Source organism: Pseudarthrobacter sp. TE3704, assembly GCF_056279405.1.
The window spans coordinates 343,516-359,156 of record NZ_JBWCCJ010000001.1 but is presented as its reverse complement, the minus strand read 5'-3'; the positions used below and the strand labels follow the sequence as shown (position 1 = coordinate 359,156).

General features: G+C 61.8%; 12 protein-coding genes. 5 read left to right on the top strand and 7 right to left on the bottom strand.

The window, feature by feature from the left end; all coding sequences use genetic code 11:
- Positions 1–64: 64 nt before the first annotated feature.
- From ACZ9BC_RS01730 to ACZ9BC_RS01710, 5 genes are all read right to left on the bottom strand, one after another.
- Positions 65–928 (bottom strand): ATP-binding cassette domain-containing protein, encoded by an 864-nt coding sequence (locus ACZ9BC_RS01730; RefSeq protein ID WP_476244455.1) that lies wholly within the window; start codon positions 926–928, stop codon positions 65–67.
- Positions 925–2,778: a dipeptide/oligopeptide/nickel ABC transporter permease/ATP-binding protein gene (locus tag ACZ9BC_RS01725; RefSeq protein WP_476244454.1), complete on the bottom strand. Its 1,854-nt coding sequence runs from the start codon at positions 2,776–2,778 to the stop codon at positions 925–927. Before ACZ9BC_RS01725 ends, ACZ9BC_RS01730 begins: the two co-directional genes overlap by 4 nt.
- Entirely contained in the window at positions 2,775–3,716 is a 942-nt protein-coding gene (locus ACZ9BC_RS01720) for an ABC transporter permease (RefSeq protein ID WP_476244453.1), read from the bottom strand. Before ACZ9BC_RS01720 ends, ACZ9BC_RS01725 begins: the two co-directional genes overlap by 4 nt.
- Before the next feature lie 53 nt (positions 3,717–3,769).
- A complete protein-coding gene (locus tag ACZ9BC_RS01715) occupies positions 3,770–5,308 on the bottom strand; it encodes an ABC transporter substrate-binding protein (protein WP_476244452.1) in 1,539 nt (512 codons plus the stop codon).
- A gap of 187 nt (positions 5,309–5,495) precedes the next feature.
- Positions 5,496–6,758 carry an ROK family protein gene (locus tag ACZ9BC_RS01710; protein ID WP_476244451.1) on the bottom strand — a complete coding sequence of 421 codons (1,263 nt, stop codon included), beginning with the start codon at positions 6,756–6,758 and terminating at the stop codon, positions 5,496–5,498.
- A gap of 128 nt (positions 6,759–6,886) precedes the next feature.
- Here ACZ9BC_RS01710 and ACZ9BC_RS01705 point away from each other — a divergent pair, with 128 nt between their 5' ends.
- The 5 genes from ACZ9BC_RS01705 to ACZ9BC_RS01685 all read left to right on the top strand — a co-directional run bounded on the left by ACZ9BC_RS01705 (position 6,887) and on the right by ACZ9BC_RS01685 (position 13,143).
- Positions 6,887–7,258, top strand: coding sequence for a glycosyl hydrolase (locus ACZ9BC_RS01705; RefSeq protein ID WP_476244450.1), 372 nt, complete (start codon positions 6,887–6,889; stop codon positions 7,256–7,258).
- A gap of 121 nt (positions 7,259–7,379) precedes the next feature.
- The gene (locus ACZ9BC_RS01700; RefSeq protein WP_476244449.1) at positions 7,380–8,924 is read left to right on the top strand and encodes an MDR family MFS transporter; all 1,545 of its coding nucleotides are present in this window, start codon (positions 7,380–7,382) and stop codon (positions 8,922–8,924) included.
- Between the two features lies 1 nt (position 8,925).
- Positions 8,926–9,957, top strand: coding sequence for a Gfo/Idh/MocA family protein (locus ACZ9BC_RS01695; RefSeq protein WP_476244448.1), 1,032 nt, complete (start codon positions 8,926–8,928; stop codon positions 9,955–9,957).
- A complete protein-coding gene (locus tag ACZ9BC_RS01690) occupies positions 9,947–11,674 on the top strand; it encodes a DUF5597 domain-containing protein (protein WP_476244447.1) in 1,728 nt (575 codons plus the stop codon). The genes ACZ9BC_RS01695 and ACZ9BC_RS01690 overlap by 11 nt, the downstream gene beginning before the upstream one ends.
- Before the next feature lie 980 nt (positions 11,675–12,654).
- Positions 12,655–13,143 carry an acyl-CoA thioesterase gene (locus tag ACZ9BC_RS01685; protein ID WP_476244446.1) on the top strand — a complete coding sequence of 163 codons (489 nt, stop codon included), beginning with the start codon at positions 12,655–12,657 and terminating at the stop codon, positions 13,141–13,143.
- Positions 13,144–13,342: 199 nt separating this feature from the next.
- On the opposite strand, the gene ACZ9BC_RS01680 is transcribed toward ACZ9BC_RS01685, so the two are convergent.
- Positions 13,343–13,915, bottom strand: coding sequence for an adenylate kinase (locus tag ACZ9BC_RS01680; protein ID WP_476244825.1), 573 nt, complete (start codon positions 13,913–13,915; stop codon positions 13,343–13,345).
- Between the two features lie 352 nt (positions 13,916–14,267).
- Positions 14,268–15,641, bottom strand: coding sequence for an MFS transporter (locus ACZ9BC_RS01675; protein WP_476244445.1), 1,374 nt, complete (start codon positions 15,639–15,641; stop codon positions 14,268–14,270).

The following is a 15,641-nucleotide window of genomic DNA, read 5'->3' as shown; positions in this document are numbered from 1 at the left end:
TTCCAGCCCTTGGCGACCGGGTGTTGCCTGGGCCGAGTTCCTTGGGACGGTGTGTCGGCTTTGTCTACGCTGCGTTTGTGGACTGTGCCAGGAGTTTCCGGGCTGCCCGCCGCTCAGCCTGTCGGCGAGGATCCGGCACGGGGGCGGCGAGGAGGAGCTGGCGGGTATAGGGGTGCCGGGGGTTGGAGGTGATCAGATCTGACTCTCCCTGCTCCACAATGCTGCCGCTTTTCATGACGGCCACGCGCTGGCTGATGTGCCGGACTACTGCGAGGTCGTGGGTGATAAAGAGGTAGGCGACGCCTGTGAGCTGCTGGATTTCGGTGAAGAGTTCCAGAACCCGCGCCTGCGTCGAGAGGTCCAGTGCGCTGACGGGTTCGTCGCAGACAATCAGCTTGGGGTCCCTTGATAGCGCGCGGGCGATGGCGATCCGCTGCCGCTGGCCGCCGGAGAATTCACGGGCCAGCCGCCGTCCCGCATCAGCAGGCATGTGCACCCTGTCAAGCAGTTCCCGCACTTTTCGCTCCGCGTCGGTACGGGATGTCCCAGCGACAAGCAGCGGCTCGGTGAGGATGTCCCCCACCGCCATGGCCGGGTTCAGGGAAGTGTAGGGGTCCTGGAAGACCACCTGGATGTCCTTGCTCAGCTGCCTCCGGCTGCGCTTGTCCAGCCCGGAAATGTTGGTGCCGTTGAAGGTGATGGTTCCACTGGTGACCGGGGCCAGTCCCAGGACGGCACGCCCCAAGGTGGACTTGCCGGACCCCGACTCGCCCACGAGCCCTACTGTTTCGCCGTGCCCAATTGTGAGGGAAACGCCGTCCAAAGCCCGGAAGGGCTTGCCCCTCCAGCTGCGGGCGGGATATTCAACCACCAGGTCCTCGATCTGCAGCAGCGAGCTGGCGCCGGCGGGTTCTGTCGTTGCACTCATAGCTGAGCTTCCTTGTGAAGGGCCGGATGACCGGCGTCTTGTGCGGGATTGGCTGCAGGCACGGGGGGTGTTGGCGTTGTCTCCTCCAGTGATGCTGCCAGCAGCTCGCGGGTGTACTCGTGTCCCGGGTTTTCGAAGAGTTCCTCGGCGGAGGCCGTTTCCACGACGCGTCCGTGCTGCATCACAGCGACTCGATCAGCGAGATCAGCGACGACACCGAAGTTGTGGGTTACCAGGATCACTCCCATGTTCCTTTCCGACTGAAGTTCACGGATCAGGTCGAGCACTTCCGCCTGAACGGTGACGTCAAGGGCCGTGGTGGGCTCGTCGGCAATGAGCAGGTCGGGGTTGCAGGAGACGGCACCGGCGATCAGGACGCGCTGTGCCATGCCGCCGGAGATCTGGTGCGGGTATGAGTCAAAGACGCGGCTCGGCTGGGCAATTCCCACCCGCTCAAGGAGCCTTAACGCTTCTGCTTTTGCCTCGGCGCGGGACAGGCCAAGATGGTGCTGCATGGGCTCGGTCAGTTGGCTGCCGATCCGGAAGGTGGGGTCCAGGTTGGACATCGGTTCCTGGGGTATGTAGCCAATCCTCTTGCCCCGGAGACTGTTCATGGCAGAAGGGGTGCAGCCCCGGAGGTCCCTTCCGTCAAAGGTCATGCGGGCAGCGGAGGTGCGGGCGTTCGCGGGCAGCAGTCCCAGGATTGAGAAGGCAGTCTGGCTTTTCCCGGAACCGGACTCCCCTACTAGGGCGAGGATTTCTCCGCGCCGCAGGGTGAGATCGATCCCGTGCACGACAGTGCCCTCGGATCCATCGGCCTTCGGGTAGCTGACTTTGAGTCCCCCGACCTCAAGCAGGCTATCGGGAACCGGGCTCGTGACTTTCGTTGGCTGGTCGGCCGGTTCGATAACAGCGGAACCAGCGGCTTTTTCAGCAGCCGGGCCGCGCCGGGTACGCGGGGCCCGTGGAGCGCCGCCTTCCAAAGCGTCGCGCAGGGAGTTTCCGAGGAGGCTGAAGGCAGTGACGGTGAAAATGATGGCCAACGCCGGCCAGAGCAGCAGCTGGGGGCTGGTGTAGATGTTCTGGAAGGCGTCGCTGAGCATGCCGCCCCAGCTTGCCTGGTTGGCTGAACCGAGTCCGAGGAAGTCCAGGCCTGCCTGGATGGCGACGGCGATACCGGCCAGCTGCGCTGTCTGGATGATGGTGGGTGCGACCACTACGGGCAGGATGTGGCGTGCCATGATGCGTCCGTCGCTAAGGCCTGAAACCCTCGCTGCATCGACGTATAGCTCCTCCCGGACGGCGATCACGGATGACCGAACAAGGCGGAAGACGGCCGGGGCTATGAGCACCCCGAAGACGGTCATGGCGAGTTCGGTGCTGCGTCCGAACTGGGCCAGCACCACGAGCAGGACCACAATCGCCGGGGCCGCCATCAGCAGGCTGCTGACCCAGTTGGCTGCACCATCGAATGCACCCCTGTAGTAACCGGCGATGACGCCGGCGGGCAGACCAATCAGTACCGAAATGCCGGCAACTATCAGCGAACCAGTCAGGCTGGTCCGGCCGCCGTAGAGCAGTTGGGCCAGGACGTCGCGTCCCACTCCGTCGGTGCCAAGGGGATGGTCGGCGCCGGCCGGGGCCAGTGCATTGGCGATCTGTGAGGCCGTGGGGCTGGCGGAGGTCAGCAGCGGTGCCGCGAGGCTGGCGAGCACGGCCAGGACCAGGTAGGCGAAGCAGAGTACGGCGGTTGGATCTTTTAGGAGCCTTCGAATGATCCCGGGCCTGGGTACTTCGGCCGTGGATGAGATTCCGGCCGGTCCTCCGGCGTGAAGGTTCGTCACGGTCATGATGTACGTACTTTCGGGTTGAGGAAGCCCAGGGCGATATCCACCAGCAGGTTCACAATGACCACAAGGATCACCATGACGACGACGACGCCGAGGACTAGCGGGACATCGCCCTGACCTGCGGCTCCAGCGGCGCGGCCACCGATGCCGGTGAGCGCGAAAACCTTTTCGATGATGACGGCACCGCCGAGCAAGGCGATGAACTGGAGTGACAGGACGGTCAGCGACGCAGGGGCTGCATTCCGGAGGGCGTGCTTGAGCAGGATGCTCCGTACCGGGAGTCCACGGCTGCGCAGGGTCCGGATGTAGTCCTTTTGCAGAACATCGATCATAGAGCCGCGGGTCTGCGTGGCGACGGTGCCGATGGCTCCGATGGCCAGGGCCACGGCCGGGAGGGTGATTGAGGCCAGCCATTGCCCGGGGTCATCCGCAAAGTCGACGTAGCCCAGTGCCGGGAACATCTTCAGCTGCACGGCGAATACGAGGGCCAGGACGATGCCCACCAGAAAGTTGGGGACTGCGAAGGCAACGATGGAGATGGTCTGCAGGACTTTGTCCAGCCAGCCGCCGCGGACAGCAGCCACCACACCCAGCACGACGCTCACCAGTGCCGTGAGCACAACAGCGGCGAGCACCACCGACAGGGACACGGGAAGCGCCTGGGTGAGGAGCGTCGTCACGGGCTGGTTGTTGGCCCATGACGTTCCGAGGTCGCCGCGCAGCGCTGCGCCGAGCCAGTCCAGATAGCGGGTGAGTGTGGGCTGGTCCAGCCCGAGCTCTGCGTTTTTGGCGGCCACCTGTTCAGCAGTGGCGTTGTTGCCCAGGATGCGCCGGGCAGGGTCCGAGCCGGCCATGGCGGTCAGGAAGAAGGTCAACGTGGAGACCGCGAAGACCAGGATGATGCCGGCGCCGAGCCGGCGAAGCAGGAACGTTATCATTGGTGGCTCTCAGTTGATGATGGACGTGGCGTTGCCAGCTCGGCGCCAGGGAATTACTTGGCGGGGGCGAAGTTGTACAGGGCGGGGACGTTCACGTTGGCCTGCGGGGTGAGCTTGACGTCCTTGGAGGTTGCGTAGGCGCCCTCTTCGAAGTACCACGGTGCGAACCAGGCCTGCTCCACAACGTGCTTGTTCAACTCGCGCAGGGCTGCGTCGCGACCTGCATCGTCGGAGTTCTTGGCCTTGTCCAGGAGCTCAACGATCTTGGGGTCGCTCACTTTGAACGGGTTGAAGAGTGCGCCCGGGGCCATGGTCTGCTGGGACGAGTTCCAGGCACCGCTGGAAGTAAGACTGAAGTAGTTCATCGGCCACTTCGCGCCGATAACACTTCCCACTACCTGGTCGGCGGTGATCGGTTCGTACGTAACAGTGATTCCAATTGCTGCCATTGCCTCCGTCATGGCCGCCTGGGCTGACGGATAGACCGGCGAGAAGTCAGGCAGTTTCATAGAGAACCCGGAGCCGTAGCCCGCGTCGGCCATCAGCTTCTTGGCTTTGTCGACGTCGTAGGGGTAGGAGTCCTCAAGGGAGGCATCGTAGGCGGCAGTTGTCGGCCCGAACACCTGAACGGTCTTCTTGCCCCTGCCAGCACCCAGCGTTTTGACGATGGCGTCGCGGTCAATGGCGTGGTTGATGGCCTGGCGGACACGGACGTCAGCCAGCGCGGGCGCGCTCTTTCCCTCGCGGTCCCACAGCCAGATACCCTGCACCGAGCCGTTGGTGTAGGTAGTGACATTCATCCCCGCGTCCCTGGCGCCCTTCACCAGATCATTTGTGCTGGCTTGAACACCTTGCAGTTGTCCTGCGCGAAGCCCGTTAAGTGCCGCTGATGCGTTCTCCAGCAGCTTGATCTTGACCTCGTCATAGGGGTAAGCGTCTTTGTTCCAGTAGTTCGGGTTGCGCGTGAAGACGTAGTTGTCGCCCGCCGTTGATTTGGCCTGGTCCAACACGTAGGGACCTGAGCCCACCGGGTTGGTCTTCAAATCGGCATTACCCAAAGCCTGGGGACTGGCCATGAACCCGCTGGAGCGGGACAGGCTCCCCAGCAGCGCAGGGTCAGGTTCCGTAAGGTTCACCGTCAGGTGTGTGCTGTCCTTGACCTCCACCGAGCTGACGGACTTGAGGGAGGACCCGGCTTCGCCCTTGGCGGCCTTCGCCTTCTCGAGGTTTGCTTTCACTGCTGCTGCATCCAAGACCGCGCCGTCGCTGAATTTGACGTTATCGCGGAGTACGAGGTTCAGAACCTTTTGGGAATCGTCGTAGGTCCACTCTGTGACCAGGTTGGGAACAGGGTTTCCGTTCTCGTCCAGGTTCAGCAGGGAGTCATATACCGCCTGGTAGTAATGGCTTTCCGGCCCTGAGGCGGGCATTTCGCCTGGAACGTAGGAGGTGGGCACCTGGATCGTGGCGAGCGACAGCGATCCTGCACTGGCGGCCGCCGCTCCCCCTGTCGGGCCTCCATTGCTGCAGCCGGTGGCCGCGAGCAGGATCGAGGCCGCCACTGCTGATGCGAGGAAACTTCTTCTCTTCATGTCTACTCCGTTGGGACTGAGGAACTCCCGATTATCGTCCTGAGCCGCCCGTGATGGGTGGACGTTTTCGGCGGGAGGAAAGGGATGAGGATCAGCTTCGGCTGGATCACCGACTGCGCTCCTGCTAATGACTTTAGTTCCGCAGGAACATATGTGTCAAGGCTCACTTTTGTGGAGCTGGTAATGACTAGTGAACGGCCGCTAAACGATGGAGGCTCGCGGCCTGCCCGACCGGGGTCCCCTGTTCAATCCACAGTCCCAGTGAGGCGGGCGCGAACAGCTGCTCGACGGCCATAAGGCTTGCTCCAATGACCCCTTCCTGGAAATCGAGGGAGGCGGGACGAAGGGTCAGCCGCTCGGTCGCCAGCTTGGTGCTGCGGCGCATTACGGTTTCAGACAACGTCTCAAGCGCCTCGCTGCCGGCGCGCAGCATGCCTCCCCCGATAACGACCACGCCGGGATTGATGAAATTGACCAGGCTGGCCACAGTAGCGCCGATGGTCTGCGATGCCTGAATCACAGCAGACGAGGCGAGCTTGTCTCCCCGGGCCGCTGCAGTACCAATATCCTCCGGCGTCAGCCGGCCGCGGTCGGCTAAACGGGCGGAGAGGTAGGGGCTCTCCCCGGCCACCGGGGTAAGTTGTCTGACCAGCCCCCATCCGCCTGTGACGGCTTCGAGGCACCCGGTCTGCCCGCACCTGCACACCAACGCCCGGTCATCGCTGATCTGGACGTGGCCGATATCTCCCGCTGCCCCGTTATCTCCCCTGTAGACGTCACCTCCGGAGACGAGTCCGGAGCCGATGCCGGTCCCGACTTTGATGTACAGCAGATCGCGGCGGTCGGTTGGATGACCGCGGTGCCACTCACCCAGGGCCATGAGGTTAACATCGTTATCAACCCACACCGGGGCGTCGTAACGTTCCCGTAGCCACGATCGGACGCTGAATCCGTCCCACCCGGGCATGATGGGCGGGGCCACAAGCTGTCCTGTACCGAAGTTGACGGGTCCCGGAACTCCGATACCAAAGGCCCACGGCTCCTTCTTGGTCCGCTTGGCCAGCCGCAGGAACATGTCGTGCAACTGCCCCATGGTAGCTTCAGGACCCTCAGTAACATCCCAGTCCCGGTGGAGGGAAGCCAATGCTGTTCCGTCCAGGCTGGAAACTGCCGCCCGTATTTCTCCTGCACCAATCAAGCCGGCAAACACGTGCCCCGCATCGGCTCGAAACCGAAGCAACCTCGGCGCACGGCCACCACCCGAGGGGGCGAAATCACCGTCCTCCAAAAGACCCACTGCCATTGCCTGCTGTACACGCTGGGCCACAAGCTTCCGCCCCAAACCGGTCGCCTGCTCCAGTGCCGGCCGGGTCAGGGCATCACCGGTCCGGACAAGGTTGACGAGCCTGGCGTAGACGAATGCGTCCTGGGGTGAAGGTTGGGTGTTCACGCGGTCTCCAGAGTTCAGGGCGGGTTGAATAAGCACTTTTGTTCCTGTAGAACATATGTTACATCTCACGTATGCGGTGGGAAAGCGCCTCCTGTGCCTTCTCTGCGCTGAACAAGGAAGCTCCCACCATGCCGGATTCCGATGCCCTTGACCCTTCCATAGCCAGGCCGGCCAATACAGACGGCCTCTTTGCAGACTTTGCTGCTCCCCCATTGGCGGCCCGGCCCAGGGCATGGTGGCACTGGATGGACGGCAACGTGAACGAGCCGGGTGTCAAGGCAGATCTGGAATGGCTCACCGCTTCAGGAGCGGGCGGCGTGCAAATGTTCTTCGGGTCCTTCGGAACACCCGCCCGTGTTCCTGAGCCGGTTGAGTTCCGGTCGCTGGCATGGCAGTCCGCCGGCTGGCATAGCTGGACGGGGCTTCGTGTCGGCGAGCCCGCCACTGACCATACGTTTGAGGGGCGCTCCAGGTTGCCGCTGCGCAATCTGTTCGCATAGTATTCGTGACATTCGTCTTGGCCGACCCTCTGTCGGCGCGGTTGTGTCGCTTCCGTAACTCGGTGGCACGATCCGGGCTGGAAACCCAAGGACCTTTCTGAACTTTACGAAAGGACCCGCCATGTCCATTTCCTCATCCCGCCGCTTGCTCGTGCTGGGAACCAGCACATCCCCGCTCTCTCCCACCAGATTCCGGCTGCTCCTCGCGGCGCTCCTAGCGGTCTCGTTCCTCGGTGCACTCGATCACACCATCGTTTCGACCTCGCTGGCCACTGTTGCCGGCGAGCTCGGAGCCCTTGAGCACATGAGTTGGGTCGTGGTGGGCTACACGCTCGCCAGCACCGTCCTTCTCCCCGTACTGGGAGGACTGGGTGATCGAATCGGACCGCGTCTGGTGTTCCTGGTTGCCCTTAGCGCCTTTGTCGTATCTTCCTTCGCGTGCGGTCTCGCCTCTGACATGACGCAACTCGTCATCGCGCGAGTACTCCAAGGTATGAGCTCCGCCGGCCTGCAACTAATGTCGCAAACGATCGTGGCGGAGGTTACAACACCAAGGCAACGGCCCCGATATCTTTCACTCATCGGCGCCGCTTTCCCTGTGGCCATTCTCATTGGGCCGCTCCTAGGGGGCCTGATCACAGACCACTGGGGGTGGCCTTGGGTGTTCTGGATCAACGTGCCAGTGGGGCTCGTTGCGCTCGTCCTGGCGGTCATCGCCGTTCCCCACATCGAACCAGCGGGCAAAAGACGGTTCGACGTCGTTGGAGCACTCCTGCTCACAGCGGTCCTCGTGGCGGTGGTGCTGGCAGTCGCTTGGTTCAGCTCAGGACACTCATCAGCATGGATCGCCGTTGGAGCAGGCGTAGCAGCGTTAGCCGCTCTTGTCGCCGTCGAGCGTGGCCAGCAGAACCCCATCATCCCGGTTCACCTGTTTCGCAACCGCACCTTCAGTGCAGGTGTGGGACTATCAGCAGTCATGGGTGCCGGACTCATCTCAGCTACGGCGTACCTGCCAACGTACTTCCAGATGGCATATGGCGTGAGTGCCACCATCTCAGGGCTGGTTCCCATCGCAACCGTGCTTGGAATGTTGGTGGGTAATCTTGTGACGGGTTGGCTCGCTTCGCGGACAGGCCGCTACCGTGTCTTTCCGATCGTCGGTACGGTGATGGGAGCCCTCGGACTCGGGGCCATGTCCGTGCTTCCGGAGGGTGCGCCGCTGTGGGTCCCGGCGTTGATCATGGCGTTCGTCGGCCTCGGCACTGGAGCGTTCATGAGCCTCGCCATTGCCATCGTGCAAAGTGCTGCACCACGCAGTGAACTCGGCACCGCAACCGCAACCGCCGGGCTTAGCGGCCAAATCGGATCCACCATCGGGTCAGCCGTAGTGGGTGGTGTGGTGGGGTTCGGGGTCGCATCGCTCCTGCCAACCGGGCTCGACTCCCACACCCTCACCCCGGCCTTGGTCCACGCCGCAGACCCCGCCCTGCAGGCCGAGATCGCGTCGATTTACCACGACGTGTTTTCTCCCGTTTTCCTTGCACTGGCCGGCATCTACATCCTGGGTTTCATTACAGCGTTACTGCTGCCTGATGGACGCCTTTCGGACGAAGCCACCGCACCCGCAGACAACCCTGCCAACCTAGCACTGCAAGCGAAGGATTAACATGCCCGACAACACGACTGTGAGGTGGGGGCTTGCCGGCACAGGAACCATCGCCCGGGAATTCGCGCAGACCCTGACTGAAGTACCCTCAGCCTCGCTCACTGCTGTTGCATCCCGTACCACCGCAGCCTCACGAAAGTTCTGTTCCGAATTCGGCATCCCGAAACAGCACCTGTCATTTCAAGACCTTGCCCGTGACCACACCATAAACGCGGTGTACGTCTCCACCCCGGCAGGACTGCACCATGAGCACGCCACGCTGTTTATGGAGGCGGGCAAACACGTCCTGGTTGAGAAACCGTTCACTTCTACCCACGCCGAAGCCCTGGACCTGGCTCGAACCGCCAAGCGAACCGGGACAATCCTGATGGAGGCCATGTGGTCCCGCTTCCTTCCTGCCTACGTTGAGCTGAAGCGGCTGGTGGACGACGGCGCCATCGGAGAGATTCGAAAGGTTGAAGCGTCCTTCGGTTTCCCGATTCCGGAGGCTGGTCCGCGGGCACGGCCACAGTTGTACGATCCCGCGCTGGGCGGCGGAAGTCTGCTGGAGATGGGCGTTTACCCTGTTCAGCTCTCGCACTGGCTCCTCGGCAATGAGCCGGCCGTCGCCGCGTTCGGCCGCAGCAGCACCAGCGGTGTGGACCTGGACACAACGGCGCTTTTGTCCTTCGGTGACGGTGCAACCGGAAACATCAGCTCATCAATGTCCACAGTGCTTCCCAATGACGCACGGATACTGGGGACCGAGGGCTACATCCAGCTGCCGGCCCCGCACCATTGTCCAAACGAGCTGACTGTTTCACGCTACAACCCCTCGGGGCCGGGACTCATGCAGTCCCACCTCATCCACACGCCCATAGTTGGCGGCGGACTCAAATACGAAATTCTCGAGTTCCACGCGCTTCTCGAAGCGGGTAGGTTGGCGAGTTCCGTGATGCCCCTTAGCGACTCTCTGGCCATCATGCGCACGCTCGACCTCATAAGGCGCCAGGTTCACGACCCTTCTCAGGAGGATCTTCACCGTGAAAGTTAAGGTACAGCCGGAGCGGATCCTGGCAACCATGACCCGGGACACAATTAAACCCGCTACACAAGTATTAAGGACACATACCATGCCGTACCAGAACCTCCCGCGACTCGAGCGGACAGGCAACCACACCCGTCTCATCGTTGAGGAGAAGCCGTTTCTCTGCATCGGGGGTGAACTGCATAATTCGAGTGCATCCGACCGAAGCTATATGTCCCCCATCTGGGACAAGCTTGCAAAGGCAGGGATCAACACCGTGATCGCGCCAGTGACGTGGGAACAAATAGAACCGGTGGAGGGACAACTCGACTTTTCGATCGTGGACGGATTGGTGGAAGACGCCCGGTCCACCGGGGTCCGTCTGGTAATGATCTGGTTTGGGGCGTTCAAGAACGCCTTCTCCACGTATGCCCCCAGCTGGGTTCGCGCTGATCGTGACCGTTTTCCGCGCGCGGACAGGGGCGTTAAACCGCTGAAGACCCCCTTCTCCTATCCCGGATCCATGCCGCGGCCAAGCTTGTCCGTCTTCTCTCGCGATCTTTTTGAAGCGGACCGAAATGCCTACACGGCCCTGTTGAGGCATGTGGCCCTGATCGATCCGGACCATACAGTCATCATGGTTCAGGTTGAGAACGAAGTGGGGCTGTTGGGTGCAGGAAGAGACCACAGCGCGCTGGCCGAGGCCGCGTGGAATGCACCGCTCCCCGAGCAACTGATGACTGCGGTTTCCGGAGCTCCGGATTCCTTTGACCCTGAGCTTGTACAGGCCCTTGGCGCAAATCCGGACAGCAGCAGGAGCTGGGCGGACCATTTCGGCGACGACAACCTCGTTGCTGAAGAGACCTTTATGGCGTGGGGATTTGCATCCTTTGTGGGAGGTCTGGCGGCTGCCGGAAAAGAAGTACTGCCCCTCCCCGCATACGCAAATGCCTGGATCGGCCCCCAACGTGGTCAGGACCTGCCCGGCCAGTACCCAAGCGGCGGACCAACGGCCCGGATGGTCCCGGTGTGGCGGGCTGCGGCGCCGGCCATTGACTTCTTGGCACCGGATATTTACGTTCCCAACTCGGCAGAAGTCATGCGGCAATACGCCAGCGATTCCAATCCCTTGTTCATCCCTGAAGCGCGTTTTCGCGCCGGTGATGCGTTTTTGGCTATTGGCGGCTTTGGAGGCCTCGGCTACAACGTCTTCGGTGTGGAAGAAGGTAGGGAAGGCAACCAATTCAGCACCGCCTGCTCCATCATTACTTCCCTTACTCCAGAGATAGTGGATGCCCAGCGCGACGGCCGGATTTTTGGTTTCGCCCTAGACCCGGACGAGGAATCCATCCGCACCGACCTGGTGGGTACCGGCATCACTGTTCGCAATTCCAGGAAGCTCCTCGAAGATATGCTCCTCGACGCAGGTGTGCGGGTCCCACCCGCGCCGGAACTCCTGGAAGAAACGGTGGCTGCCACCCATGGCCCCACCCCAGGAGACGCCCGTCCCTTCGGGATGGTCCTGGCCATCAATCCCACCGAGTTCATAGTGGTGGGCCAAGGAGCGCAGGTGGACTTCCACAAGCTTGGTTGTGACGTTGAGCTTGATTCAGTGAGGGAGTTGGTGATGACCGACGCCGGGCCACAGGAAGGACGATTCCTCAACGGGGACGAACGTCTTGAAATCCTCTCCGACAAGCACATCAGCGCCGTGAAGGTCCGTCTCCTGATTACCACGAGCTAAAAACCACCAGCTCACAACCCCATTTGCCGTTTCACCCGGTATCGTCGTCCGGCTCTCCTTGCTGGACAGGATCCCCACGTTGGAGGTCGCCCTCCGTGAGCCCTCGATGAGGGCGTAGATCGAAGCGTTTGAGGCCTATTCGGACGTGCCGACTCTTCCACATGCCCAGACTCGTAGGGGACTGAGCGCGCCATGCGTCCGAGTGGTTAGCCCCAGCCCGACACAGGGCGCCGCGGCTTGGGACACAGAAGTAAGGGACTTAGACCTGGCCCACTAAGAGGCTCGGTCGGACCGCCGCCCACCTAGGGACAATTCCTATGGGTTATCCACGGCTGGAATTTGGGAGCTACCCCAACGGTTCCCAAATTCCAGCCGTGGATAACCCGCATTGACCCCAACGGTGGACGGAATGGAGTCACTATCACCAGCTTGTCTGAGCCGAATCAGTTGACGGAATATCCATTATCGGTGTTTCAAAATGGGCGGGGAAGCTGCCGGAATAAGGAAGAGTAGGGGTCTCTCTTAACCACAGCCCACCGACTACGGCGCAGCAGCAAAACCAGTGCCTGCCTTTATAACGCCAGGCCTCGCTTGGCTTACGGAGGCCGCGACGCCGGACAAGTCCCTCCAAGATACCTGTCATGCCGCGGTCGGGGTGAAGAATTAACCTACGTAAAATTCAGACCAACCCAGGCGTAGTGACCGGGATCGTACCTCCGAACACAGATCGGAACTCTTCGTCGAGTAGAGTGCCGACGCACAGTTCCTGCGAAATTTCCTTGGTCTCCTCAGAGTGTGAACCAGACATCTTTGTCTCCTAGCGAAGGGTCACTTGTAGTGTCCGCCATGCGTGCACCTTACTACAGGTTATATTGGTTTTATGACGACCGTAAATAATTTGGTATAGATTGTTATAGATGTAAATTTACGAACGTCACGGCTCTGCTATATTAGAGATCCGACACCAAGAGGAGTCTGCCGTGGATCGTCTATCCCGAACAAGCCCCCGTGCCAGCGTAGATCGCACTGTTGAGTGGGTGGACACGGATGCTTCCGGGCACCAGCACAATTCGGCGGTGATGCGCTGGGTGGAGTCCGCCGAGGCAGAGCTGTTCCTTCATACCCTCAAGCTGCCTGAATACTTCCCGAGTGTTCCCCGCGTTCATCAAGAGATCCACTTCAAGGCCAAGTTGTGGTTCGGGCAGAGGATTACGGCGACGGTAGGCATCTCCAAGCTGGGTAGGACGTCCATGACCTACGCCTTTGAGGTTTACGGGCATCAGCACGATGGCCTGGCAGGGGGCGTGGCCGCTTTCGGAACAGTAACAGTGGCTCATGTACCGCCGGGCTCGGCCAAAGCTCAGCCCTGGCCGGTCGCCGTCGTCCAGGCCGTAGCACTCCCACAGCGGCCAGGGGCTGAGGCTCACTCCCGGGCAGGTAATCCAGGACATGTTGACCCGAAAAATTAGCGTAAGGAAACCCGTGAAAGTGCTGGCTCATGTGAAGCCAGCACTTTCACGGTGCTAATGTCCCGCATTAGGGCACTTCCGCCGCCGGCGGATTTCCGTCCTGGGGCCAGAATCAGCTGCCCTGAGCCGCGGCCCCGGAAAGACGATCCTTCCCCAATGGCCATGACGCCGATTCCTGCCATTGCCGGAGGGAACAATATTAAGCGACCCCGGCAAACCTGCCTAAGGAATAGAGCACGCGCTCGGTGACTTCGTCGATGCCGCCGCTGCCATGGACTTGGGTCAGGATGCCGCGCTGGGCATACCTTGCGACAACGGCTTCGGTCTGCTCGTTGTAGAGGTCCAAGCGGTGGCGGATGACGGCTTCGTGGTCGTCAGAACGCCCCGTTTCCTTCGCCCGACCGAGCAGGCGGGCAACGAGCTCTTCATCGTCGGCCGTCAGCTCCAGGACGACGTCGAGCTTCCGGTCGCATTCCGCGAGGATTAGGTCCAGATACTCCACCTGGGCAACGGTCCGGGGGTACCCGTCCAGCATAAAGCCGCTTCCTACGTCGGCCTCACTGATGCGGTCGCGCACCATCTTGTTGGTGACGCTGTCAGGAACGAAGTCACCGGCGTCCAGGTACTTCTGGGCTGCCAGGCCGAGAGGGGTCTGGCGCTTCACGTTGGCACGGAAAATGGCGCCTGTGGAGATGGCAACTATGCCAAGATGCTCAGAGATCCGCTCCGCCTGGGTTCCCTTGCCGGAACCAGGAGGTCCAAGGAGCAGCATTCTGGTCATGACAAAACCCCTTTGAGATTGTTAGTGGTATTGCACAACATAGTCCTGCCAGGCGGACTCTGCAGAGCCCTGACGAAGTGTTCGGCCCGGGGCTCTGCAGTGGATTCTCCCGCCGTAACGTGCCCGTGGGTGACGGTGCCGAACGTGGCCATCGTGCCGGCGTTCGGAGTTGCGTCGTCAGAAGCTCCAAGAGACTCGCCCCGAATTGTGCTGGTGGACGGAGTATCGGTATCCACCCACTCCACGGTCCGTTCAACGCTTGCCTCCGGAAACTGCGCTTCCGTGGTTCCGATACTTTTCGAAGGAGCACTCCCCCGCATTCCAGCGTGATCCATAAATGCTCCTAGCGGGCGCCGATCCTGGCAACCTCATCGTCCGGATCGCCGTCGCCAGTAGACGGGATAACCAGCGGCTCGGGTTGCGGCTTGGGGATCATCGCCACCGCCGCGGCCGCAAGTACAGCGATGCCGGCGAAGACCGCGAAGTTGGCCTCGAACGGCAGTTTGGAGCCGGCGATCCAGCCGCCGATCAAGGGGCCGGAGATGGCGCCGAGCCTGGCGAAGCTCAAGGCCCAGCCCGTGGCAGTACCGCGGACCTTTGCCGGGTAGTAGTCGGCGATGTAGCCGGTCAGAACCAAGGAGGTGGAGATGGAACCCACGCCGGCGAAGGCGACGAACAGCAGGTTGACCACCATGGTGTTCGGGAAGACCAGCAGCATGATGCCCAGGCCGCCAAGGATGTAGAACACCACCAGGATGAGCTTCTTGCCGTACTTGTCTGCAGCGCGGCCGAGGAGGAGGCCGCCGATGGCTGAAGCAAGGCTGAACACCAGCAGGAAGGTGAGGGAGGAGCCGAGATCGTACCCAGCCTTCTTCATGATGCTCGGCAGCCAGGTGTTGAGGCCGTAGACCAGCACCAGTCCGCAGAACAGTGAAATCCAGAAGAAGACGGTGGAGCGCAGGTACTTGCGGGAGAACATGGTGGTGATGGTCCTCCACCAAGGTTCTGCCACTGCGCCCGCGGCGGCCTGCGCCGGTGCCGCCACCGGTGCATAGTCGGTGATCCGAAGCTTCGCCGCCAGCGCTTTCGCTTCGGACCTGCGGCCCTTGGACTCGAGGTATTCCAGCGATTCAGGAAGGAGCTTCCAGATGACCGGCAGGAGGACCACCGGCGCGGCGCCGATGGCAATCACGGCACGCCAGCCGCCAAGGGGAAGGACGAACAAGGCGGCCAGTGCGGCTGCCACGATGCCCAGGGAGTAGCCGGAATACATGAGCCCGTAGTTGAAGGAGCGCTTGTTGGGCGCCGAATACTCGATGGTCAGCGCCGCTGCCACGGGGATGACACCGCCCATGCCCAGTCCGCCCATCAGGCGGAACAGGCCAAACAGTTCAGGCGTGGGAGCCCATGCTGCGCCTGCCTGGGTCAGGGTGAAGATGGCCATCGAGGCCAGCAGCATCTTCTTGCGGCCAACGAGGTCGCTGAGGGTGCCGATGAACAGCGCGCCGATCAGCATTCCAATCAACGCATAGGAGCCCAGACCACCCAGGGCCAGCGGACTCAGGTTCCATTCCTTGTACTCGGCAAGGGCGGGCAGGATGGCGCCGAGCACACCGACGTCGTAGCCCTCGGCCAGGATGGCAAGCCAGCAGCAGAAGAGGACAACTCCGGTGCTGCGCTTGGGGACGTTCCAGGTGGTAGCGGGTGCGGCGGCCAT

Excerpts from the sequence above, each read along its gene's own strand:
- ACZ9BC_RS01680 (WP_476244825.1), bottom strand. The coding sequence starts at position 13,915 with ATGCTGCTCCTTGGACCTCCTGGTTCCGGCAAGGGAACCCAGGCGGAG.
- ACZ9BC_RS01725 (WP_476244454.1), bottom strand. The coding sequence starts at position 2,778 with ATGACCGTGACGAACCTTCACGCCGGAGGACCGGCCGGAATCTCATCC.
- ACZ9BC_RS01695 (WP_476244448.1), top strand. The coding sequence starts at position 8,926 with ATGCCCGACAACACGACTGTGAGGTGGGGGCTTGCCGGCACAGGAACC.
- ACZ9BC_RS01675 (WP_476244445.1), bottom strand. The coding sequence starts at position 15,641 with ATGGCCGCCGCACCCGCTACCACCTGGAACGTCCCCAAGCGCAGCACC.
- ACZ9BC_RS01715 (WP_476244452.1), bottom strand. The coding sequence starts at position 5,308 with ATGAAGAGAAGAAGTTTCCTCGCATCAGCAGTGGCGGCCTCGATCCTG.
- ACZ9BC_RS01730 (WP_476244455.1), bottom strand. The coding sequence starts at position 928 with ATGAGTGCAACGACAGAACCCGCCGGCGCCAGCTCGCTGCTGCAGATC.
- ACZ9BC_RS01700 (WP_476244449.1), top strand. The coding sequence starts at position 7,380 with ATGTCCATTTCCTCATCCCGCCGCTTGCTCGTGCTGGGAACCAGCACA.
- ACZ9BC_RS01720 (WP_476244453.1), bottom strand. The coding sequence starts at position 3,716 with ATGATAACGTTCCTGCTTCGCCGGCTCGGCGCCGGCATCATCCTGGTC.
- ACZ9BC_RS01705 (WP_476244450.1), top strand. The coding sequence starts at position 6,887 with ATGCCGGATTCCGATGCCCTTGACCCTTCCATAGCCAGGCCGGCCAAT.